The sequence below is a fragment of the Faecalibacterium sp. Marseille-Q4896 genome (genome assembly GCF_017377615.1).
GTDB lineage: Bacteria > Bacillota > Clostridia > Oscillospirales > Ruminococcaceae > Faecalibacterium > Faecalibacterium taiwanense.
The window spans coordinates 24,901-45,541 of record NZ_JAFREG010000006.1 but is presented as its reverse complement, the minus strand read 5'-3'; the positions used below and the strand labels follow the sequence as shown (position 1 = coordinate 45,541).

Below are 20,641 nucleotides of genomic sequence, written 5' to 3'. Positions count from 1 at the left end.
GTTCAGACACGGCGTTATTTTTTGCGGTAATTATGCTTTCAGCTGCGGAGCCTTGTTCTCCGGCAGGAGATTGGTCATGCTCTTCAGGCTGATGCCGATGGTGGAGAGATTATGCAGCATGGCAGAGGAGGCCGGCTGCAGGATGCCCAGAGCACCCAGCGCGATGAGGGCCGAGTTGAAGGTGAGCACGAAGCGGTAGTTTGCGTGCACGCGCTTTTGCAGAGAGTTGGCGATGGCCTTGAGGGCCACCAGTTCCTCCAGACTGTCGGCTTTGATGGTCACGTCTGCGATCTCGCGGGCGATGGCAGCGCCGGAGTTGATGGCAATGCCAATGTCGGCAGCGGACAGGGCGGGGGAGTCGTTGATGCCGTCGCCGATCATCACCACGGTGTGGCCCTCGGCCTTGGCCTGCTGGACGAAGTTTGCCTTGTCCTCGGGCAGCACCTCGGCAAAGAAGCGGTCCACGCCCACCTGCTTTGCAATGGCGGCAGCGGTGCGTTCGCTGTCGCCGGTCATCATGACGGTGTTCCGGATGCCCAGCGCACGCAGGCCGTTCAGCACAGCGGCGGCTTCCGGGCGCAGCGGGTCGGAGATGCAGATGACGCCCACCAGCTGCCCGCTGGCTGCCATGTACAGGTGCGAATACGCGGGCTTGAGGGCATCGAACTTCTGCTGCTCGGCTGTGGGGATGGTACACTTTTCATCCTCAAAGACGAAGTGGTGGCTGCCGATGACCACGCGCTGGCCGCCCACGCGGCTTGCAATGCCGTGGGCCACGATGTACTCCACCTCGGAGTGCATCTCCTCATGGGAAATGCCGCGCTCTTTGGCGGCACGCACCACGGCGTTGGCCATGGAATGGGGGAAGTGCTCTTCCAGACATGCGGCCAGCTGCAGAACTTCGCGCTCGTTGCAGCCGGAGAAGGGCACGACCTCCACTACCTGCGGGGTGGCACGGGTGAGAGTGCCGGTCTTGTCGAACACGATAGTGTCGGCCTGAGACAGCGCTTCCAGATACTTGCCGCCCTTGACGGTGATGTGGTAGCTGCCGCACTCGCGCATGGCGGAAAGCACGGCCAGCGGCATGGAGAGCTTGAGCGCGCAGGAGAAATCCACCATCAGGCAGGAGATGGCGCGGGTGGCGTTGCGGGTGAGCAGATAGGTGACCACCGTTGCGCCCAAACACCATGGCACCAGCTTGTCGGCCAGCACCAGCGCACGGTTCTCGGTGCTGGACTTGAGCTTTTCGGATTCCTCGATCATGGCCACGATCTTGTCGTAGCGGTTGGAACCGCCCTCGGCCTTGGCGATAAAGACGCACTCGCCCTCCTCCACAACGGTGCCGGCATAGAGGGTGGACCCCTCTGTCTTGCGCACCGGCATGGCTTCGCCGGTCAGGGCAGCCTGATTCACCATGGCTTCGCCTTCCAGCACGGTGCCGTCCAGCGGGATCATGTTGCCGCTGCGCACGACCACCTCATCGCCGGAGCGTACTTTGGTCAGAGGCACCAGCACTTCGGTGCCTTGGCTGCGCACCCACACCTTGTCCACGTTCAGGGCCATGCTGCGGGCCAGATCGTCCAGACTCTTCTTGCGGGTCCACTCTTCCAGCAGAGAGCCCAGATTCAGCAGGAACATGACAGAACCGGCGGTGCCAAAGTCGCCGCGCAGCAGCGAGACGCCGATGGACAAAGCGTCCAGCACCTCCACTTCCAGCCTGCGGCTCAGCACGCAGCGCACACCCTTCCAGAGGAAGCGGATGGAGCGGAAGGCGGTGTAGGCAGCGTCAAGGGGTGCGGGCAGGAACAGCTTGCGCAGGCAGCGGCCTGCCACCAGATCGAACATTTTATCCTGATATTCCCGGTTCAGCCTGCGGCTGTCGGCGGAGGTGACCAGAGCGTCATACTCGGCCACATCGAACTTGTAGCCTGCCAGAATGGCAATGGCGGCGGTGCGCTTGCCGGTATAGGTAATGACCACATCGCCGGTGCGCTCGTAAACGGCGGCATGGACGATGGCATCTTTGTGGTTCAGATATGCTTCCAGCACATCGGCACGGTGCAAAGTCATGCGGACGTTTTCCACATGCACGCGCATCCGGCCTTTGCCTTCATGCAGAATGGTACATTTCATATATCAAATATCCTTCTCTATCTTTTTGCCGCAGCGTCAGGCTGCTATACCCTGCACGCCTGCGGCCCCACTCTCACAAAAAAGAGCCGCCCGAAGGCGGCTCGAAAGCCACGTTGGGGCTTTCAGTGCTTTACGAACCGAAAATTACTCAGCGGTCTCTTCGGTGGTCTCCTCGGCGGCATCCTCGATCACAGCAGCCTCGGCTTCAACAGCACGAGCCTCGTTGATGGCCTTTGCATCGGCCAGAATGTCACCGGCCTGCTCCTGGACCTTGCTGACGGTCTCCATGGTGGAGTCCTTCATGCGCAGCACGGCAGCAGTGGTCTGGGTGTAGACCTTCTTGGCATCCTTGCTGGACAGCAGCTTGAAACCGGCAGAGCCGAACAGAGTACCGGCGGCGAACAGTGCGATCTTCTTGATATCCATAGTAACTTCCCTACCTTTTCTATTTCCTGTCAGAGGCCCTGCACCGCAGGACCTGTAAGATGAATATACCGGCCCAAAAGCCGGAGAACAGGGTGGACATTTCCCTGCTGTCGAGCCTATTGTAGCACAGAATTTACCATTTTCAAGGTTTTCCTTGAATGTTAATACGTGTAAACTTTTTACGATGTGTAGTTAGAAAAAACTATCTTTAACGCGTTTTTTGAGACAAACTACAGTTTGTAAATGGAAACTAACCGGCAGATGGGACGAGAAAGAATTTCCGGCTTGTAAAAAATCCTGGTTTGGAAATGCAGGCTGCCGCCACGGCCCTTCTCTGTGAAAAAGCAACCCGGAAAAATCCGCAGATTTTTCCGGGTTGCTAAAATAAAAATCGTTTTCCGCTGAAGATGCCAAGAGCGACGCGGCGGACATTTTAAACCGTTTTGCTTTACAGGATGCGCACCCGGATCACGGCGGGGATGGCAGCCAGCTTTTCGGCCAGCTTCTTGTCCACAGCACCGGTAGCATCCAGCATGGTGTAGGCCATGTTCTTTTTGCTCTTGTTCACCATGTTCTCGATGTTCAGGCCGGCTTCGGTGGTCAGGGCGGTGATCTGGCTGATCATGCCGGGCTCGTTTTTGTGGATGATGCAGATGCGCTTGCCGCCGGCGCGGGGCTGGTTGACCTCCGGCATGTTCACCGAGTGGATGATGTTGCCGTTCTTCAGGTAGTCGCTCAGCTCTTTTGCAGCCATCACGGCGCAGTTGTCCTCGGCTTCCGGGGTGGAAGCGCCCAGATGGGGGGTGCACACGATGCCGGGCTTGCCCAGAATGGCCTCAGACGGGAAGTCGGTCATATAGCCGGACACCTTGCCGGTCTCCATGGCTTCCAGCAGCGCTTCGGCGTTCACCAGTTCGCCGCGGGCGTAGTTCAGGATCTTCACGCCGTCCTTGCACAGGGCAAGTGTCTGGGCGTTGATGGTGTCCTTGGTGGTGGGCAGGTAGGGCACATGGATGGTGATGTAGTCGCACAGGGGCAGCATGTCGTTCAGGTTCACGCAGTGGCGTACCTGACTGCTCAGGTTCCAGGCGGCGTCAATGGAGATGTAGGGGTCGTAGCCGTAGACCTCCATGCCCAGCTCAATGGCGCAGTTGGCCACGCGGGAGCCGATGGCACCCAGACCGATGACACCCAGCGTCTTGCCCTTGATCTCGTTGCCCACGAACTGCTTCTTGCCCTTTTCCACGGTCTTTGCCATGGCGGGGTCGCCGACAAGGCCCTGACACCACTGGGCAGCAACAGCCACATTGCGGCTGCCGGCGATCAGCATGCCGATCACCAGCTCGGCCACAGCGTTGGCGTTGGCACCGGGGGTGTTGAACACCACGATGCCCTGCTCACTGCAGCGGTCCAGCGGGATGTTATTCACGCCGGCACCGGCGCGGGCAATGGCCAGAAGATTGTCGTTGAAGGTGGTATTCAGCATGTCGGCGCTGCGGACGAGGATGCCGTCCGGGGCATCGGTGTCCACAGCCACGTCAAACTGCTTGTTGTTCAGCTTTGCCAGACCCACCGGGCTGATGGCGTTCAAAGTTTTGATGGTGTACATAGTCCAGATTTCCCTTCTGTTATACGAGAACCCTCTCAGTCACGGCTTGCACCGTGCCAGCTCTCCCGAAGGGTGAGCTTAGAAAGCGGGTTCGATCAAGTTGTCCTTCTGATAAAAAGCTCCCCCCTCGGGGGAGCTGCCGAACGAAGTGAGGCAGAGAGGGTTTTATGCATTTTCTTTGCGGAACTTCTCCATGAAGTCCACCAGCTTATCCACGCCCTCGGCAGGCATGGCGTTGTAGATAGAAGCGCGCATGCCGCCCACCAGACGGTGGCCCTTCAGGTTCACGAAGCCTGCTTCTGCAGCTTCGGCGCAGAACTTCTTGTCCAGATCTGCATTGGGGCTGGTGAAGGTGACGTTCATGGTGCTGCGGTAGCGGTGCTCCACAGGATTCGTGAAGAAGTCCTGACCATCCAGATAGTCGTACAGCACCTTGGCCTTGGCTTCGTTGATCTTCTGCATGTTGGCAAGACCGCCGATGTCATTTTCCAGATACTTGAGCACCAGACCGGTCATATAGATGCACCAGCAGGGGGGCGTGTTGTACATGCTGTCCTTGCCCAGCAGGGTGGTGTAGTTCATCATGGTGGGCACATTGTCGGCGGCATGGCCCAGCAGGTCATCGCGGACGATGGCAATGGCCATACCGGCGGGGGCCACATTCTTCTGCACGCCGAAGTAGATGCAGCCGTACTTGGTCACGTCCACCGGCTTGGAGAGGATCATGGAGCTCATGTCTGCCACCAGAGGCACACCCTCCACCTGCGGCACCTCCACGAACTGGGTGCCGAAGATGGTGTTGTTCTGGCAGATGTGGATGTAGCTGGCATCCTTATCATAGTTGATGGCGTTCACGTCCGGGATGTAGGTGAAGTTTTTGTCCTTGCTGGAAGCAACAATGTTCACCTCGCCGAACTTGGCAGCTTCCTTGGCGGCAAGGTTCGAGAAGTTGCCGGTGACAAGGTAATCTGCCTTGCCGGTGGTCATGAAATTCAGCGGGACCATGGCGAACTGCTGGGTGGCACCGCCCTGAAAGAAACCGACCTTGTAGTTGTCGGGAATGTTCATTACCCGGCGCAGGGTGGCCTCGGTGTCCTTGATGATGGCATCGAACCACTTGCTGCGGTGGCTCATCTCCATCACGCTCTGACCGCTGTCGCCATACTCGAGCAGCTCTGCCTGTGCCTGCTTGAGCACCTTCTCGGGCAGCATGCTGGGGCCTGCGCTGAAGTTGTAAACTCGTGCCATAATGAACTCTCCCTTTCCTGTATCGCACAGCACCGCGGTTTTCTGCGGTGCGTTCTGTTGATTGCTGTAGCCGTAGTATACCGGTTTTGCAGGGATGAAAACAAGAGCATCTTTGCACAAAGATACGGCGCAAAAGCCCCTGTGCGGGCACAAAGCACACAAATGTCCTTGATAGAAAAACAAAAACAAAGACAAATGTAAAATATAGCTAAAAAAGCCTGATTTCATCGGCGTTTTCGGCTCTTGCACTTTGGAGCAGAAATTGGTATAATAATAAAACAAAGACAAACGTAAAAGAAAAAAAGATGCCAAAAGGAGGGAGAACAGCAGGATGTATGGCATCCCGGACAGTGTAAAGCCGCTTTCGGCGGCAGAGGAGCAGGTGATGCTGGCGGTGTGGGCCTGCCGTGCGCCCGTCACCCGGCGGGACATCGACGCAAAGCTGCGCGCAAAGGGCTGGGCACCGGCGACCGTGCTCAACTTTCTTTACCGGCTGGAAGAAAAGGGTTGGGTGAAAAGCGGCAAGGATGGCAACCGCAACACCTACACTCCGGCCATCACCCAGCGCGCCTATAATGTGTGGAGTATGCGGGAACGGCTGGATACCCTCTTTGGCGGCGACCTTGCGGCGGCGGTGCACGCGCTGGTCAGCGAGAGCGGCTGCGGCCAGAGCGAGCTGGAACAGGCCATGAAGGTGCTGGAGGAAAAGCATCTGGAAGCGGAAGAATATGATCTGTATGACCCTTATGGGTAAAAAGGAGAGCGGAAGATGGATTGCAAACTGCGTGCCAAAAACTGCGGCGGCTGCCCGATGCTGGGCATGGACTACGCCGCACAGCTGAAACAGAAAGAAGAGACCGTGAAAAAGCTGTTGGGCAGATTCGGCCCGGTGGAGCACATCCGGGGCATGGAAACGCCGTACCACTATCGGAACAAGGTGATCTCCACCTTTACCACCGGCTGGGGTGGAGAACTTACTTCCGGCATTTACGCGGCAAACAGCCATAAGGTGCTGCCGGTGGAAAGCTGCCTTTTGCAGGACGAAGTGCTGGATAAGACCATGCTGGCTGTGCGCGCAGCGGCGGGCGCCTGCCATTACCAGCCTTTTAATGAGGATAAGGGCACCGGCCTTCTGCGTCACTGCCTGCTGCGGCGGGGCGTTATGACCGGGCAGGTGATGGTGGTGCTGGTGACGGCTCAGCCGGTGCTGCCGGGTGCCAAGAACTTTGTCAAAGCCCTGCTGACCGAAGCCGGAAAGCAGGGCGTGGCCATCACCACCATCGTCCAGAACGTGAACGACCGCAAAACCAGCGTGGTGCTGGGCGATATGGAAAAGGTGCTGTACGGCAAGGGCTTCATTCTGGATACCCTCTGCGGCAAGACCTATGCCATCAGCCCACGCAGCTTTTACCAGATCAACCACGCCCAGACTGAAGTGCTGTACGGCCTTGCGGTGGACGCGGCGCATCTCACCGGCAAAGAAGTGGTGCTGGATGCCTACTGCGGCATCGGAACCATCGGCCTGACCGCCGCCGACCATGCAAAGCAGGTAGTGGGCGTGGAGGTGAACCGCGAAGCGGTGCACGATGCCATAGGCAATGCAAAGCACAATGGCGTGAAGAACGCCCGCTTCTTTGCCGCAGATGCCACCCGGTGGATCGGCGAAGCCGCTGCGGCTGGTGAACGCGCAGACGTGATCTTTATGGACCCGCCGCGAGAGGGCTCTACGCCGCAGTTTATCGAAAGCGTGGCCCGCATGGCCCCGAAACGTGTGGTCTACGTGAGCTGCAACCCGGTCACGCTGGCCCGGGATCTGGAGCTGCTGACCCGGAAGGGATACAAAGTGGAGAGCAGCACGCCGGTGGATATGTTCCCTCACAGTGAGCATATCGAGACGGTATGCGCATTGTCCAAACTGGATATCCACCAGAAGATCACGGTAGACCTGAAGATGGATGAGTTGGACGTGACTGCTGCAGAGACCAAGGCTACTTATGAAGAGATCCGGGAGTACGTCAAGGAACACACCGGTCTGAACGTGAGCGACCTCTATATTGCACAGGTCAAGCAGAAATGCGGCATCAAGGAGCGGCAGAACTACAACAAGCCTAAGGCTGAGAACCCCAAGCGGCTCAAGTGCCCGGCGGAGAAGGAAAGAGCCATCCGGGAGGCGCTGAAGTATTTTAAGATGATTTGAAATAAAAAAATAGACGGATGTCTGTCAACTGGCAGACATCCGTCCGTTTTTATGATAATCTGTTATGATCGCAGTTCCTCAAGCAATGCCGTGCATCCTTCCAGTATATCCTGCCATGTGGCTTCAAAATCTCCCGTGAACCATGGGTCTGCCACTTCACGGGGATGATCTGTATGCGCCATCAGCAGCGAGACTTTATGCTGTGGGTCTCCGCCGACAAGCCGCAGGATGTCGCACAGATTACTTTCGTCCATGCCAATCAGATGATCATACCGTGCATAATCCAGCCGGGTCATCTGCCGGGCGGTCTTGCCGTTGCAGTCGATGCCATGTTCTGCCAGCTTCTGCCGTGCAGGAGGATAGACCGGATTTCCGATTTCCCATGCACTGGTGGCGGCTGATGCGATTTCAAATTGCTCGGATAGTCCTGCCTTGGACGTAAGGTCTTTCATCACATACTCCGCCATCGGGCTTCGGCAGATATTTCCGAGACAAATAAATAAGATCCTGGTCATGCCGGGTCGTTCTCCTTTTGGCTTACAAAAGCATAGCCGCCGTGGGTAGTGCGGATAAAGCTGCCGCAGCCGGCCAGCTTCTTTCGCAGATTGGAAACGGTATTTGCCACGACCTTTAAGGTGTCGTCACAGTTTTGTCCCCACACAGCACGGAAAAGCTCTTCTTTTGAGAAGATTTGTCCTTCGTGGGAGGCAAGCATCAGCAGCAAATCGAACTCCAGTCGTGTAAGGGAGACTTTTCTGCCGTTGCACGACACTTCGTGGGTCATTCCGTCCAGTGTAAGCCCCGGAAGAACCAACTTCTCCCATGAATCAATGGATATTTGCTCTGCCTCGATGTGCTCTCGTTCCAGAAGCATCCGGATCTTCTGCTCCAATTCCGGGTCAGGCTGTCGGGTCTTTATAACGATCATGGCAAACTCCTGCGTGTATTTTACTCTGCGGCGGTATCCATTTCCCGGAGCAGGTTTACCATCTCGATGGCACTGACTGCACAGTCATAGCCTTTATTACCTGCTTTGGTGCCTGCCCGCTCGATGGCCTGTTCGATGTTTTCGGTGGTCAGAACACCAAAGAGGACGGGAACCCCGCTTTCCAGCGAGACCGTGGCAATGCCTTTGGAAACCTCATTGCACACATAGTCGTAATGGCTGGTAGAACCGCGAATCACGGCACCAAGGCAGATCACAGCATCATACTTTCCGCTTTTTGCCATTTTAGAGGCAACCAGTGGGATCTCAAAAGCACCCGGAACCCATGCAACATGAATATCAGCGTCCTGCACATCGTGCCGGAGCAGACCATCCATTGCTCCGCTCAGAAGTTTGGACGTGATAAATTCGTTGAAGCGGGCAGCTACGATACCGACCTTGATGTTCTGAGAAACCAGCTTGCCTTCAAATGTTTTCATTTTTAAATACCTCTTTCGTTGTTAATATTCCAGAAGATGCCCCATCCGTGCCTGCTTCGTTTTCAGGTAAAACAGGTCATACGGGGTCGCCGTCATCTGAATGGGTACGCGCTCGGAGATCTCCAGCCCAAACTCGGAGAGCTGATATACTTTGTCCGGGTTATTGGTAAGCAGGCGCAGGCTTTTTACGCCAAGTTCCCGGAGGATCTGCGCGCCGAGATAATACTCCCGTTCATCTCCATGGAACCCCAGAGCGAGATTGGCTTCCAGCGTATCCATGCCCTGCTCCTGAAGTTCATAGGCACGCAGTTTGTTGATCAGACCGATGCCCCGGCCTTCCTGCCGCATATAGAGCAGGATACCCCGGTCTTCTTTTTCGATCTGCGTCATGGCAGCGGCCAGCTGCTGGCCGCAGTCACAACGCAAAGAGCCAAATGTATCTCCTGTCAGGCATTCCGAGTGGACGCGGCACAGAATATCCTTTCCATCGCCAATGTCACCTTTTACCAGTGCAATGTGATGCTCTCCGTTCAGGCGGCTCACAAAACCATAAGCTCTGAAGGTGCCATACTTGGTGGGCAGGTTCACTGCCGTCACCTGATCGACCAGTTTATCGTGACACTTGCGGTACTCCTGTAAATCACGGATGGTGATGAATTTGATCTGGAAACGCTCTGCCAGCTTTGCCAGTTCAGCGGTGCGCATCATCGTGCCATCCTCCCGCATGATCTCGCAGCACAGGCCGCATTCTTTCAGCCCTGCCAGACGGCACAGGTCAACGGTTGCTTCCGTGTGACCGTTGCGCTCCAACACACCGTTCTTTTTTGCCAGAAGGGGGAACATATGGCCCGGTCTGCGGAAATCTTCTGCTTTTGCGTGATCGTCCACACAAGCCATCGCCGTAATGGAACGCTCTGCGGCAGAAATGCCCGTAGAAGTAGAAACGTGGTCGATGGACACCGTAAATGCCGTTTCATGGTTGTCGGTGTTATGCTGCACCATCTGCGGAAATTGCAGCTTCTGGACGAAAGCCTCGGACATCGGCATACAGATCAGACCTTTGCCGTGGGTCGCCATAAAGTTGACGTTTTCGGTGGTGGCAAATTCGGCAGCACAGATGAAGTCCCCCTCGTTTTCACGGTCGGGGTCATCCGTTACCAGAATGATTTTTCCTTGCTTCAGGTCTTGCAAAGCTTCGGGAATGGTATTGAAGTTCATCGTAAACTCTCCTTAAAAGCCGCAGCGCAGCAGCATTTCTTTTGTGAGCGTGTTTTGCTTCGGTGTTTCTGATGGAAGCAGCCTCTCGATATATTTTCCAACAACATCGGTTTCCAAATTGACAAAATCCCCTTTGTGCCGTTGGTTCAGGTTCGTCTGACGGACGGTGTGCGGTATCGTGGACACGGAAAAGCCCGTAGGTTCCACCGCAGCCACGGTCAGGCTGATACCGTCTATTGTGATAGAGCCTTTTTCAACGACATAGCGAAGGATCGCAGAATCTGCATGAATGGTGTACCAGATAGCCGTATCGTCTTTTCGGATATTAGCAATGCGTCCGACGCCATCCACATGGCCTGCTACGATGTGTCCGCCAAAACGTCCGTTGGCCGGCATGGCACGTTCCAGATTGACAGCACTTCCAACGGTGAGCTGTGCAAGTGCAGAGCGGTTCAAGGTCTCGTGCATGACATCCGCAGCAAAGCTATCCGGGAAGAGCTGCCTGACGGTCAGACAGATGCCGTTGACGGCGATGCTGTCGCCGATCCTGGTTCCTTCCAGAACCGTTTTTGCACGAACAGTCAGTACGGCGGAATGCTGTCCCCGATTGATGGACTTTATTGTTCCGACTTCTTCCACGATTCCGGTAAACACGGGTACTCCACCTCACTTTCGATCAGGAAATCTTTGCCAAGCTGTTCCAATCGGCTGTTCTTCAGGCGGAATGCAGCATCCGGAAGCGGGACACCTGCACCCTCAATGGGTGCTTTGGCATCCCTTCCTCCGAACAGCTTCGGGGCAATGTAAGCCTGTACCTGCTGCACGATACCGCTTTCCAGTGCAGACCAGTTCAAGGTTCCGCCGCCTTCCAGCAGAATGCTGTCGATCTGCTCCTGCCCCAGCTGTTCCATCAGTTGCAGAAGATTCACATGACCGCAATGCGCTTCCAGACAAAGGACCCGGCACCCGGCCTGTTGATATGCCGCCTGCTTCTCCGGGTCGCCGCAGCAGGTCGCAAGAATGGTCGGAACCTGTTTGGCGGTCATGACCACCTGGGATTGCAGCGGTGTCCGCAAATGTGTATCACAGATGATCCGGACGGGATCACGGCCACCCTCTATCCGGCAGGTCAGCAGCGGGTCATCTGCTAGGATGGTTCCGACTCCCACCATAATGCCGCGGAATCGGTGTCGCTGCCGTTGAACATGATTCCGGGCAATTTCCCCGGTGATCCATTTGGAAGCGCCTGTGTATGTGGCGATTTTTCCGTCCATCGTCATGGCGTATTTCATGGAAACGAAGGGGCGTTTTGTGGTGATATAGTGGAAGAACACCTTGTTCAGCGCATCGCATTCCTCTTGCAGAACATTTTCGGTCACATCTATGCCGTGTGCGCGCAGGATTGCAATTCCTTTTCCAGCCACCAGCGGATTCGGGTCAGCAGAACCCACGACCACCCGGTGAATGCCCGCGTCCAGAATCGCATCCACGCAGGGCGGCTGCTTTCCGTAATGGCAGCACGGCTCCAATGTCACATACAGGGTCGCTCCCTGCGGATCTTCGGTGCAGGATGCCAGCGCATTGCGCTCCGCATGAGCCTGACCGTATCTCTGGTGCCAGCCCTGTCCGATGATCCTGCCCTCTTTTACGACCACGGCACCCACCATCGGGTTGGGAGATGTCCATCCGCAACCCTTTTTTGCAAGCTGCAAAGCCAGACGCATATACTCTTTGTCGTTCATCGTGTCGCCTCCAAAAGAAAAAGCCCTGAACAAAAACGTTCAGGGCAAGCCGAAAAGACACAAGGAACCCTTATGCAAAAAAAGAAAGCTCCAGAATGCAAACGCATCCCAGAGCAGCCTCCACAAGCGCAGAACCGTGCGGGCTCTGCGCTTGGTATCTTCTTTCATCCAGACTGTACTGTCGGCTTCGGAGTTTCACCGAATCATGCCTTACGGCTCGTGGGCTGTACCACCGGTAGGGAATCGCACCCTGCCCTGAAGATTTCTGATTCAATTACAGCGGCATTATAGCACGGCTCCTTTCGGATTGCAAGGGCATTCTGCAAACCGGGACGAAACCGGGATGAAGCGAATCGCTACAACAATAAAATCACATCGTCCGTAGGACAATGTGAACGGAGAATCCAAAGGGGCGCGGGTCGCCAGTGGCAACCTCAAAATGCGTTGCATTTTGAAGCGCTTGACCGAGCCGACAGGCGAGAGCAGCGCCCTTTGGCACACGACTTTGCTTGCAAAGTCTATTCCGAACAAGACGGTACGAACGGGAGGTGCTGGAAATGGCAGCAGAAAAGATCAAGGTCTACACATGAAGGTAGATACCACTGCCATTGAGCAGGAGATCGCCGCCTATGAGAAGCAGCTGCGGCAGCACTACTCCACAAAATCCCGGCTTATGGAGGAGATCGACAGCCTTGACCCGGACGACCGGCACTTTATCGCCCGAAAATCTGACCTTGACGACCGCCTTTATAAGATGTACGATAAAATCGAAGAGGTGGAAAATGAACTGATGGATGCCCGGGCAAAGAAGCAGGCCATTGAAGCCGACAAAATCACAGGCGGCAACATCTATAAGATCCTGATTTGCTTTGACAAGCTTTATGCCACCATGACCGAGGCGGAACGCCGCAGACTGGTGGAGATTTTGATCGACGAGGTGCAGATCTACCCGGAACGCCAGCCTAACGGACAGTGGCTGAAGTCCGTCCGGTTCAAGCTGCCTATCATCGACCATGACCTTGAATTGAGTTTGGACAATCAGGATCGTGTCGAGGTCGTGTGTTCGATGGTTAGATTCAAAAAGCATTGATCTAATGTGAAGTAGGGTGAACTGTTTTATGGATTCTGTTACACAGCGTATAAAAATGATCCAGCAATATGAAGGAAAATAAGAAGACCTGTGCGGTCTGGTGAAAAATAACAACACAAATAGTACAGAGAAAAGGAGCATCCCATGAACGCAAATATCAATTATGATGAGATCCCGGATACCAGTGCCGTGCAGGAGGACCTGCTTGCGGCGCTGAGCAGCCAGCATGTGACCGTGCACACGAATGAGGAGCCGGACTTCGACTACATGGAAAACGGGGATGTGGCTTTTGTGGTCAAGAACCCGCACAATGATGAGAATTTGCTCATTGAACTGGGCGGCGAGTTCTCGGTGTTCTTCGGCCTGTGGCATGGGCAGTACAAGGCCGTGGAGTACGACTACGACCGCATGAAGAAGGACATTGCAGCCATTCTGGCGGGCAATGCCGGTGCGCTGAGCCTGTATGCCGATGGCAGATGGCAGGGCAGTACCCTCTGCCCGGAGAAGGTGTCTGCCGATGCCGACATGGAAAAGCTGCTGGAACGCTGCTGGCAAAAGCAGGAGCCAAAGGAAAAACTGCTGGCACAGGGCGGCAGGGTGGAACTGCTCTACTGGGACCCGGCGGAAAATAAGAGCTTTATGATTCCGGCAAAGAACTGAATTATAACAAAAAGGACACACCATAACGGCGTGTCCTTTTTGTTATACGATATGAAGCTCAGATCTTCTCGATGGTGATGCTCCAATCAGCGGTCATGGCCTCGTCCGGCTCCAGCACTTCGTGCTTGCCTTCCTCATTGACGCTGTTGGCCCAGCCGTTCCACGGCTCCATGCACACAAAGCTCTCGGCATCCTGCTGCCACAGCACGGCGTGGTCGAAGCTGTCGTCGGCATCCACAGTCACCTTGTGGCCGCTGCCGCTGTCGGTGAGGGTCATGGGGAACTGCACGCCGGTCAGCAGGCGCACGCTGTTGTCCGCACCTTCCTTGCGGGTGAGGGTGATCTTTTCCGGGGCAGCGGGCTGCTCGCCCTTGGCGCTCTCGGAACAGGTGGCGCACTTGATATCGAAGTCCACATTCTCCAGCTTGGAAGCCTTGAAGTAGGGGTGGAAGCCGAAGCTGAAGGGCATGTTGGTGTCGCCCTCGTTGATCACGGTCATGTTGATGGCGGCAGTGTTGCCCTCAAGGTTATAGTTCATCAGCACGGTGAAATCGAAGGGATAGAGGAACTTGGTCAGCGGGGTGGACTCCAAAATCAGGGTCACGCCGTCCGGGCCGACGCTCTCCACATCCCATGCGCACAGGTCGGCAAAGCCGTGGTTCTCCATGGGGTATGCCTTGCCGTCAAAGATGTGCACGCCGTTATCCGGCAGGCCGCAGTTGGGGAACAGCACCGGCACGCCGAAGCGGGGGCGGTTGCACTCGGAAAAATTGGGGTGGCGGGTCCAGATGTACTCCTCGCCGTTCAGGGAGAAGCCGGTGATCATGCCGCCGCGCTCCGGGGTGATGACCAGCTCGGTCTTTGCCTCAGCATCGGTGATAACGTACTGCTCATAGCAGGCACCGTTTTCGGTGACATAACGGGTGGTGATCTGATTCATAGTTCAGTCCTCCTTATGTTTCTGGTTCTGTGCCAGTTTTTCAAAATAATAATCAATGCCATAGCGAATGAGATATTTTATGACCCTTGCAATAACGGCCACGATAGCGGCAAAAATGCCGCCGTAAAGCAGAAACGCATAGATCATCATGCGAGTGGTCATAGCCATAAAAACACTTCCCTTCCGTTTTCATGCACAAAGAGGCTGCCGTACAGCCAAAGTGCCATACAGCAGCCTCGAAACGATTACAGAACGACGCCGTCCTTGAAGATGGAGATCTCGCGGAAGCCGTGCTTCTCGGCCTTGGTCTGCTCACCGCTTGCAACGCGGATGACCAGATCCAGCAGGTCCTTTGCAGCCTCGTCGATGGTCTTTTCGCCATCGGCGATCACGCCGGTGTTGAAGTCGATCCAGCCGGATTTCTTCTGGGCCAGCGGGGTGTTGGTGGAGATCTTCAGGGTGGGAGCCGGGGCCGAGAACGGAGTGCCGCGGCCGGTGGAGAACAGGATCAGGTGTGCGCCTGCGGCGGTCATGGCCGTGGCAGAAACCAGATCGTTGCCGGGGCCGTACAGCATGTTCAGGCCCTTGGTGACAACGGGATCACCGTAGCCGATCACGTCCATGATGGGGGCGGTGCCGCCCTTCTGCACGCAGCCGCAGCTCTTGTCTTCCAGCGTGGTGATACCGCCCTGTTTGTTGCCCGGAGAGGGGTTATCGTAGACCACCTCGTTGTGGCTGATAAAGTAATCCTTGAAGCCGTTGATCATGTGCTCAGCCTTGACAAAGACATCATGGTTGATGCAGCGATCCATCAGGAAGCCCTCGGCACCGAACATCTCGGGCACCTCGGTCAGCACGGTGGAACCGCCGCGCTGGCCCATCATGTCGGAGAAGCGGCCGATGGTGGGATTGGCGGTGATGCCGGACAGGCCGTCCGAGCCGCCGCACTTCATGCCCACCACCAGATCGGACACGGGGATAGGCTCACGCTTGAACTGCCCGGCGTAAGCGGCCAGTTCCTTGAGGATATCGCGGGCAGCGGTGAACTCGTCGTCCACCTCCTGACAGGTGAGGAACTTCACACGGTCGTGGTCGTACTCGCCCAGCTCTTCCACGAACTGATCGTGCTGCAGGTTCTCGCAGCCCAGATGCAGCACCAGAACGGCGGCAGCATTGGGGTGGCGCACCAGCGCAGCCAGCAGCTTGCGGGTCTGTGCATGGTCGTGGCCGGTCTGGCTGCAGCCGAAGGGATGGGTGAAGGTGTACAGGCCCTCGATGGAGCCGGTGACCAGATCCTGATTGTCGGCAACGATCTTCTTGGCGATGTCGTTGACGCAGCCCACGGTGGGGATGATCCAGATCTCATTGCGGATGGCGGCACGGCCGTCCTTGCGGCGGAAGCCCATAAAGGTCTCCGGCTCGACCTTGGGCAGGGGAGCCAGATCCGGGGCGGGGTTGTAGCTGTACTCTACCTCACCGGACAGGTTGGTGTGCACGTTGTGGGTGTGCATCCAGCTGCCGGGAGCGGCATCTGCGGTGGCGTGGCCGATGGGAAAGCCGTACTTGATCACGTTCTCACCGTTCTTGATGGGCTTCACGGCCATCTTGTGGCCCTGCGGAATGTCCTCCAGAGCAGTCACAGAAAGACCGTCCACTTCCACCAGCGTGCCCTTGGCAATGGGGTGCAGGGCAACGACCACGTTGTCGATGGGGCTGATATGAATTGCCTGCGGCATAGTAGTTCTCCTTATCGTATCGCACAAAAGGGCTGCTGCCCAAAGCAGCAGCCCTTTGTTGTGCGGGTAGGTTGGTTTTTCAGGCTTACAGGCAGCTCTTGTAAGCAGCCTCGGCACCCTGAGTGCGGATCATTTCCAGATCAGCCAGAACAGCGGCCTCGAGACCCTCGATCTTGGTCAGATCCTGATCCCACATCTGGGTGTTGGTCAGCACAGCGTTCACCAGCTGAGCAGCGGTGTCGTCCTTGTGTGCATAGTAGAAGTCCAGTGCCCATGCGTCATCCTGGATTTTGTAGGTGTTGCCGGCAGGGCGCTTGCAGATCAGGCCGTCGGCGGTGCGCTCCTGAATGTCGCTGGAATAGAAGGCAATGTAGGCTGCCAGAGACATGGTCAGGCACTTGGGCAGCTGCTTCTGCTCCTCGATGTAAGCCAGGAAGGAAGGCATGTTGCGGGCCTTCCACTTGGAGGTGGAGTTCAGGGAAATGCTCATCAGCTCGTGGTTGACAAAGGGGTTGTTGAAGCGGTCCTCAACAGCGGAAGCAAACTCTTCCAGATCCTTCTTGTCCAGCGGCAGGGTGGGGATGATCTCCTCGTGCAGCATCTTGTTCATGAAGCCGCGGATGGTGTCGTTGTGCATGCAGTCACGCACAATGTCGAAGCCGGCCAGATATGCGCCCAGAACGAAGCCGGTGTGTGCACCGTTCAGGATGCGGACCTTGCGCTTCTTGTAGGGGGTAACATCGGGCACGACCATGACGTTCACGCCGGCCTTCTTGAACGGCAGCTTGTCCTCCAGCTCAGCGGGGCCTTCGATGACCCACACGCCGAACACTTCGCCCACGTCCAGAGCGGCATCATGGTAGCCGTTGGCCTCTTCCATGGCAGCCAGTTCCTTGGGATCGCGGATGCGGCCCGGAACGATGCGGTCCACCAGAGTGGAGCAGAAGGTGTTTGCGTTGTTCATCCAGTCGATGAAGGCAGGCTCCAGATTCCAATCCTTGGCGTAGTTGTTGCAGCACTTCTGCAGCTCCTTGCCGTTGTTGTCGATCAGCTCGCAGGACAGGATGGCCAGACCCTTGTCAGCAGCGCCGTTGAATGCCTTGTAGCGCTCGAACAGCACGCGGGTCAGCTTTGCGGGGAAGCTGTTGGGAGGAACCTGATCGAACTGGCTGTCGCCCTGCGTGTAGGCGATGCCGGCCTCAGTGGTGTTGGAAACGATGGTCTCGAGATCGGCAGAGCGTGCAAGCTCCAGCACTTCGTCCCACTTGCCGTCGATGTAGGGGCACACACAGTCGGACACGCAGGAGATCACGCGCTTTGCATCGACCTTCTGGCCCTTCTCACTGCCGCGCAGGTACAGGGTGTACAGGCCTTCCTGCTCGTTGATCCAGTCTGCCATCTGGGGGAAGTTGCTGATGGGCTGCACCAGCTTGACCTTGCCGTTGTAGCCGGCCTTCTCGTTTGCGATGTCATAGAAGTAATCCACGAAAGCACGCAGGAAGTTGCCCTCGCCAAACTGCATGACCTTGACGGGTGCATCCTTCAGGATGTAGCCGTTATAGCCGGTGCCTTCCAGAACCTTGTAGTTCAAAGTTTCCATCTTGTTGATCTCCTTTATAAACTTGCTTTGCTTATCAGAGAGCCTCTTTGTCTGCCCTCTGCTCCTTACCCTATTTTATGCTGTTGTATACAAATAAGTCAAGAGCTTTGTGCAATATTTTTAGCCTTAAGGTGACGATTTGGGGCATTTCCAGCGAAAAGCACAATTGTGTGCTAGAAAATTTGTCACTTTTTCAGTTGTATACATGCACATTTTCCGTTATACTAAAGGTAAGACAAACCTGCCCGTGCAGGCGGGCGTCCCGTTGTACACAAGGTTTGACGGATTTTTAACAAAAACCATCAGAGAAAAGGAGTTATCGACCCATGAAAGCATTTATGGATAAGGAATTCATGCTCCAGTCTCCCACTGCTCAGCATCTGTACCACGACTACGCTGCGGATATGCCTATCTGCGACTACCACTGCCACATCCCTCCCCGTGAGATCTACGAGAACCGCCGCTTTGAGAACATCGCTCAGGTATGGCTGGGCGGCCGCAACCCGGACGGCAGCTACTTTGGCGACCACTACAAGTGGCGTGTGATGCGTTCCAACGGTGTGCCCGAGGAGTACATCACCGGTGATAAGCCCGACCGCGAGCGCTTCCAGAAGTTTGCAGAGGCTCTGCCCATGGCCATCGGCAACCCGATGTACCACTGGACCAACCTCGAGCTGCATGTGTTCTTTGGCTACGACGGCGTGCTGAACGGCGACACCGCTGAGGAAGTGTGGAACCTGTGCAACGACAAGCTGCAGCACGATCCCAAGCTGACTGTCCGCGGCCTGATCGAGCAGTCCAACGTGGCCTTCATCGGCACCACCGATGACCCCATCGATGATCTGTACTGGCACAAGAAGATCAAGGAAGACTCCACCATCAAGTTCACCGTGGCTCCTTCCTTCCGCCCCGATAAGGCCATCAACATCAACAAGCCCGGCTTTGCCGAGTACATGGGCAAGCTGGCCGCTGTTGTGGGCAAGGAAAAGCTGGCCTGCATCGACTGCGTCACCGACGCTCTGACCAAGCGCATCGAGTTCTTTGCCGAGATGGGCTGCCGCGCTTCGGACCACGGTCTGGATTACATCCCCTACCGTGAGGCCACCAAGGAAGAGGTCAACGCCATCTACCAGAAGGTGATGAAGGGCGAGACCTGCACCACCGAAGAGGCTGAGAAGTACCAGACCTACGTCCTGATCCATCTGGGCAAGCAGTATCACCGTCTGGGCATCGCCATGCAGATCCACTACAACTGCCTGCGCGGCGTGAACCGCAAGATGAACGCTCTGCTGGGACCCGACACCGGCTTTGATATGATCAACACCGCTACCTGCGGCGGCGAGATCGCAAGCCTGCTGAGCGCCCTGAACGACACCGACGAGTGCCCCAAGACCATCATCTACAGCCTGAACCCCGCCGACGACGCACAGATCGGCACCATTCTGGGCTGCTTCCAGAACAGCGAGGTGCCGGGCAAGATCCAGCACGGCTCCGCATGGTGGTTCAATGACCACAAGATCGGCATGGAAGAGCAGATGACCCGTCTGGCAAGCCTGGGCCTGCTGGGCAACTTCGTTGGCATGCTGACCGACAGCCGCAGCTTCCTGAGCTACACCCGTCACGACTACTTCCGCCGCATCCTGTGCAACATCATCGGCCAGTGGGTCGAGGATGGCGAGTATCCCAACGACGAGAAGGCTCTGGAGAAGATCGTCAAGGGCATCTGCTTCGACAACGCAAAGCGCTACTTCAACCTGTAAGAGAAGTGCCTGAACCTGAATAAGGCATAACACAAAGCCCCCGGAACGGTGTGAAACGTTCCGGGGACTTTTGCTGTAAGCAGATAATGTTTACTTTACAAGGCCGCGCAGCACAACGCGGGCAGTGGAAACATCGGAACCGAGCAGGGTGTCGTAGGCATTCAGGATGTCGCGGATGGCCTGCAGGTTGTCCTTGGTCAGGGTGTAGGTCTTGGTGGAGCCGTCTTTGCCGGTAAAGGTGGCGGTGACGCTCTTGGCGGCAAGCCACTCGTTCAGCCAGCTGGTCTCGTCGTCCATATCGAACAGCTCATAGTCAAACCATGCCTTGAGGTCGTTGTCGTAGCCGCCGATGAACTCTTCATCACAGGTGAAGTCGTAGTAGTTATCCTCGGTCTCTACCCGAACAGATTTCATGTCCAGCTTTTTATTGCCGAAGTAGGTCATGCCCAGACTGAGATACACGGTGGGATCATCGTTGGTAACGAACAGGTAGGGGTACAGACCGCAGGAGGCCTTTTCCATGCTGGCCTCCTCGTAGGGAGAATCGATCTGCCAGCCCTCGGCCTCGCTGTCATAGGTGACAGTGAGCTTGGACAGGGCAGAGCGCAGCTGCGCCTCCGACACCGCATTGGTCACAGAGAGCTCTGCCGGGGCAGGCTCGTCCGGAAGAGCAGGGCTCAGGGCAAAGGCGGAGACGCCGCCCATCAGGATGGCGGCGGTGCACAGGCAGGCGGCACCGCGCTTGAACAGTCCGGTCAGTTTCATAAGGATCTCCTTTCGCTTCACAGAAACGCTTTTTCTCTGTCCAGAGCATACCAGATTTTACAGCTCCTGACAGCAAAACGGCATGAATCGCC

Annotated in this window: 20 protein-coding genes and 1 riboswitch; of the genes, 5 read left to right on the top strand and 15 right to left on the bottom strand. The window is 56.3% G+C overall.

All coding sequences use genetic code 11. From position 1 onward, the window contains the following. Positions 1-30: 30 nt before the first annotated feature. The 4 genes from J3348_RS10335 to serC form a co-directional block, all read right to left on the bottom strand. A complete protein-coding gene (locus tag J3348_RS10335; protein ID WP_207698927.1) occupies positions 31-2,133 on the bottom strand; it encodes a heavy metal translocating P-type ATPase in 2,103 nt (700 codons plus the stop codon). Positions 2,134-2,277: 144 nt separating this feature from the next. Then, positions 2,278-2,559 carry a DUF6110 family protein gene (locus tag J3348_RS10330; RefSeq protein ID WP_005944105.1) on the bottom strand — a complete coding sequence of 94 codons (282 nt, stop codon included), beginning with the start codon at positions 2,557-2,559 and terminating at the stop codon, positions 2,278-2,280. 448 nt (positions 2,560-3,007) lie between these two features. Then, positions 3,008-4,168, bottom strand: a complete 1,161-nt coding sequence (locus tag J3348_RS10325; RefSeq protein ID WP_207698926.1) for a phosphoglycerate dehydrogenase — start codon at positions 4,166-4,168, stop codon at positions 3,008-3,010. A 165-nt stretch (positions 4,169-4,333) separates the two neighbouring features. Then, positions 4,334-5,416 (bottom strand): 3-phosphoserine/phosphohydroxythreonine transaminase, encoded by a 1,083-nt coding sequence (gene serC / locus J3348_RS10320; protein WP_207698925.1) that lies wholly within the window; start codon positions 5,414-5,416, stop codon positions 4,334-4,336. Positions 5,417-5,747: 331 nt separating this feature from the next. Here serC and J3348_RS10315 point away from each other — a divergent pair, with 331 nt between their 5' ends. Together J3348_RS10315 and rlmD are read left to right on the top strand one after the other, a co-directional pair. Next, positions 5,748-6,170 carry a BlaI/MecI/CopY family transcriptional regulator gene (locus tag J3348_RS10315; protein WP_097774344.1) on the top strand — a complete coding sequence of 141 codons (423 nt, stop codon included), beginning with the start codon at positions 5,748-5,750 and terminating at the stop codon, positions 6,168-6,170. 15 nt (positions 6,171-6,185) lie between these two features. Further along, positions 6,186-7,613 carry a 23S rRNA (uracil(1939)-C(5))-methyltransferase RlmD gene (gene rlmD, locus J3348_RS10310; RefSeq protein ID WP_207698924.1) on the top strand — a complete coding sequence of 476 codons (1,428 nt, stop codon included), beginning with the start codon at positions 6,186-6,188 and terminating at the stop codon, positions 7,611-7,613. Positions 7,614-7,675: 62 nt separating this feature from the next. Here rlmD and J3348_RS10305 read toward each other — a convergent pair whose 3' ends face one another. From J3348_RS10305 to ribD, 6 genes are read right to left on the bottom strand one after another with little or no spacing between them, the layout of a single operon-like run. Continuing rightward, complete coding sequence (locus tag J3348_RS10305) at positions 7,676-8,128, bottom strand: low molecular weight protein-tyrosine-phosphatase (protein ID WP_005944118.1); 453 nt, start codon at positions 8,126-8,128, stop codon at positions 7,676-7,678. Further along, positions 8,125-8,541: a response regulator transcription factor gene (locus J3348_RS10300; RefSeq protein WP_005944121.1), complete on the bottom strand. Its 417-nt coding sequence runs from the start codon at positions 8,539-8,541 to the stop codon at positions 8,125-8,127. Before J3348_RS10300 ends, J3348_RS10305 begins: the two co-directional genes overlap by 4 nt. 20 nt (positions 8,542-8,561) lie before the next feature. Beyond that, positions 8,562-9,038 carry a 6,7-dimethyl-8-ribityllumazine synthase gene (gene ribE, locus J3348_RS10295; protein WP_097781396.1) on the bottom strand — a complete coding sequence of 159 codons (477 nt, stop codon included), beginning with the start codon at positions 9,036-9,038 and terminating at the stop codon, positions 8,562-8,564. Between the two features lie 21 nt (positions 9,039-9,059). Then, the gene (locus tag J3348_RS10290) at positions 9,060-10,256 is read right to left on the bottom strand and encodes a bifunctional 3,4-dihydroxy-2-butanone-4-phosphate synthase/GTP cyclohydrolase II (protein ID WP_097781397.1); all 1,197 of its coding nucleotides are present in this window, start codon (positions 10,254-10,256) and stop codon (positions 9,060-9,062) included. A gap of 12 nt (positions 10,257-10,268) precedes the next feature. Continuing rightward, positions 10,269-10,910 carry a riboflavin synthase gene (locus tag J3348_RS10285; protein ID WP_154261081.1) on the bottom strand — a complete coding sequence of 214 codons (642 nt, stop codon included), beginning with the start codon at positions 10,908-10,910 and terminating at the stop codon, positions 10,269-10,271. Then, positions 10,874-11,998, bottom strand: a complete 1,125-nt coding sequence (gene ribD, locus J3348_RS10280; RefSeq protein ID WP_005920567.1) for a bifunctional diaminohydroxyphosphoribosylaminopyrimidine deaminase/5-amino-6-(5-phosphoribosylamino)uracil reductase RibD — start codon at positions 11,996-11,998, stop codon at positions 10,874-10,876. Before ribD ends, J3348_RS10285 begins: the two co-directional genes overlap by 37 nt. Before the next feature lie 152 nt (positions 11,999-12,150). Then, positions 12,151-12,265: riboswitch (FMN riboswitch) on the bottom strand. Between the two features lie 319 nt (positions 12,266-12,584). On the opposite strand from ribD, the gene J3348_RS10275 reads away from it, so the two are divergent. Further along, entirely contained in the window at positions 12,585-13,088 is a 504-nt protein-coding gene (locus J3348_RS10275; RefSeq protein ID WP_242702956.1) for a resolvase, read from the top strand. Between the two features lie 144 nt (positions 13,089-13,232). After that, entirely contained in the window at positions 13,233-13,748 is a 516-nt protein-coding gene (locus tag J3348_RS10270; protein WP_154261077.1) for a hypothetical protein, read from the top strand. Positions 13,749-13,806: 58 nt separating this feature from the next. Here the strand turns inward: J3348_RS10270 and J3348_RS10265 are convergent, their stop codons facing one another. The 4 genes from J3348_RS10265 to J3348_RS10250 all read right to left on the bottom strand — a co-directional run bounded on the left by J3348_RS10265 (position 13,807) and on the right by J3348_RS10250 (position 18,024). Beyond that, entirely contained in the window at positions 13,807-14,688 is an 882-nt protein-coding gene (locus J3348_RS10265; protein WP_097774347.1) for an aldose epimerase, read from the bottom strand. Positions 14,689-14,691: 3 nt separating this feature from the next. Continuing rightward, positions 14,692-14,856, bottom strand: a complete 165-nt coding sequence (locus J3348_RS10260) for a hypothetical protein (protein ID WP_005944144.1) — start codon at positions 14,854-14,856, stop codon at positions 14,692-14,694. A gap of 77 nt (positions 14,857-14,933) precedes the next feature. Then, on the bottom strand, positions 14,934-16,424 hold the full coding sequence (locus tag J3348_RS10255; protein ID WP_005944146.1) for an altronate dehydratase family protein: 1,491 nt from the start codon (positions 16,422-16,424) through the stop codon (positions 14,934-14,936). A gap of 85 nt (positions 16,425-16,509) precedes the next feature. Beyond that, on the bottom strand, positions 16,510-18,024 hold the full coding sequence (locus tag J3348_RS10250) for a tagaturonate reductase (RefSeq protein WP_005944147.1): 1,515 nt from the start codon (positions 18,022-18,024) through the stop codon (positions 16,510-16,512). A gap of 326 nt (positions 18,025-18,350) precedes the next feature. Between J3348_RS10250 and uxaC the strand changes: the two genes are divergently transcribed. Next, entirely contained in the window at positions 18,351-19,784 is a 1,434-nt protein-coding gene (gene uxaC / locus J3348_RS10245) for a glucuronate isomerase (protein WP_207698922.1), read from the top strand. Between the two features lie 90 nt (positions 19,785-19,874). Here the strand turns inward: uxaC and J3348_RS10240 are convergent, their stop codons facing one another. Further along, on the bottom strand, positions 19,875-20,549 hold the full coding sequence (locus J3348_RS10240) for a hypothetical protein (protein ID WP_242702955.1): 675 nt from the start codon (positions 20,547-20,549) through the stop codon (positions 19,875-19,877). Positions 20,550-20,641 lie beyond the last annotated feature (92 nt).

Excerpts from the sequence above, each read along its gene's own strand:
- J3348_RS10335 (WP_207698927.1), bottom strand. The coding sequence starts at position 2,133 with ATGAAATGTACCATTCTGCATGAAGGCAAAGGCCGGATGCGCGTGCAT.
- J3348_RS10330 (WP_005944105.1), bottom strand. The coding sequence starts at position 2,559 with ATGGATATCAAGAAGATCGCACTGTTCGCCGCCGGTACTCTGTTCGGC.
- J3348_RS10325 (WP_207698926.1), bottom strand. The coding sequence starts at position 4,168 with ATGTACACCATCAAAACTTTGAACGCCATCAGCCCGGTGGGTCTGGCA.
- serC (WP_207698925.1), bottom strand. The coding sequence starts at position 5,416 with ATGGCACGAGTTTACAACTTCAGCGCAGGCCCCAGCATGCTGCCCGAG.
- J3348_RS10315 (WP_097774344.1), top strand. The coding sequence starts at position 5,748 with ATGTATGGCATCCCGGACAGTGTAAAGCCGCTTTCGGCGGCAGAGGAG.
- rlmD (WP_207698924.1), top strand. The coding sequence starts at position 6,186 with ATGGATTGCAAACTGCGTGCCAAAAACTGCGGCGGCTGCCCGATGCTG.
- J3348_RS10305 (WP_005944118.1), bottom strand. The coding sequence starts at position 8,128 with ATGACCAGGATCTTATTTATTTGTCTCGGAAATATCTGCCGAAGCCCG.
- J3348_RS10300 (WP_005944121.1), bottom strand. The coding sequence starts at position 8,541 with ATGATCGTTATAAAGACCCGACAGCCTGACCCGGAATTGGAGCAGAAG.
- ribE (WP_097781396.1), bottom strand. The coding sequence starts at position 9,038 with ATGAAAACATTTGAAGGCAAGCTGGTTTCTCAGAACATCAAGGTCGGT.
- J3348_RS10290 (WP_097781397.1), bottom strand. The coding sequence starts at position 10,256 with ATGAACTTCAATACCATTCCCGAAGCTTTGCAAGACCTGAAGCAAGGA.
- ribD (WP_005920567.1), bottom strand. The coding sequence starts at position 11,998 with ATGAACGACAAAGAGTATATGCGTCTGGCTTTGCAGCTTGCAAAAAAG.
- J3348_RS10275 (WP_242702956.1), top strand. The coding sequence starts at position 12,585 with ATGAAGGTAGATACCACTGCCATTGAGCAGGAGATCGCCGCCTATGAG.
- J3348_RS10270 (WP_154261077.1), top strand. The coding sequence starts at position 13,233 with ATGAACGCAAATATCAATTATGATGAGATCCCGGATACCAGTGCCGTG.
- J3348_RS10265 (WP_097774347.1), bottom strand. The coding sequence starts at position 14,688 with ATGAATCAGATCACCACCCGTTATGTCACCGAAAACGGTGCCTGCTAT.
- J3348_RS10260 (WP_005944144.1), bottom strand. The coding sequence starts at position 14,856 with ATGGCTATGACCACTCGCATGATGATCTATGCGTTTCTGCTTTACGGC.
- J3348_RS10255 (WP_005944146.1), bottom strand. The coding sequence starts at position 16,424 with ATGCCGCAGGCAATTCATATCAGCCCCATCGACAACGTGGTCGTTGCC.
- J3348_RS10250 (WP_005944147.1), bottom strand. The coding sequence starts at position 18,024 with ATGGAAACTTTGAACTACAAGGTTCTGGAAGGCACCGGCTATAACGGC.
- uxaC (WP_207698922.1), top strand. The coding sequence starts at position 18,351 with ATGAAAGCATTTATGGATAAGGAATTCATGCTCCAGTCTCCCACTGCT.
- J3348_RS10240 (WP_242702955.1), bottom strand. The coding sequence starts at position 20,549 with ATGAAACTGACCGGACTGTTCAAGCGCGGTGCCGCCTGCCTGTGCACC.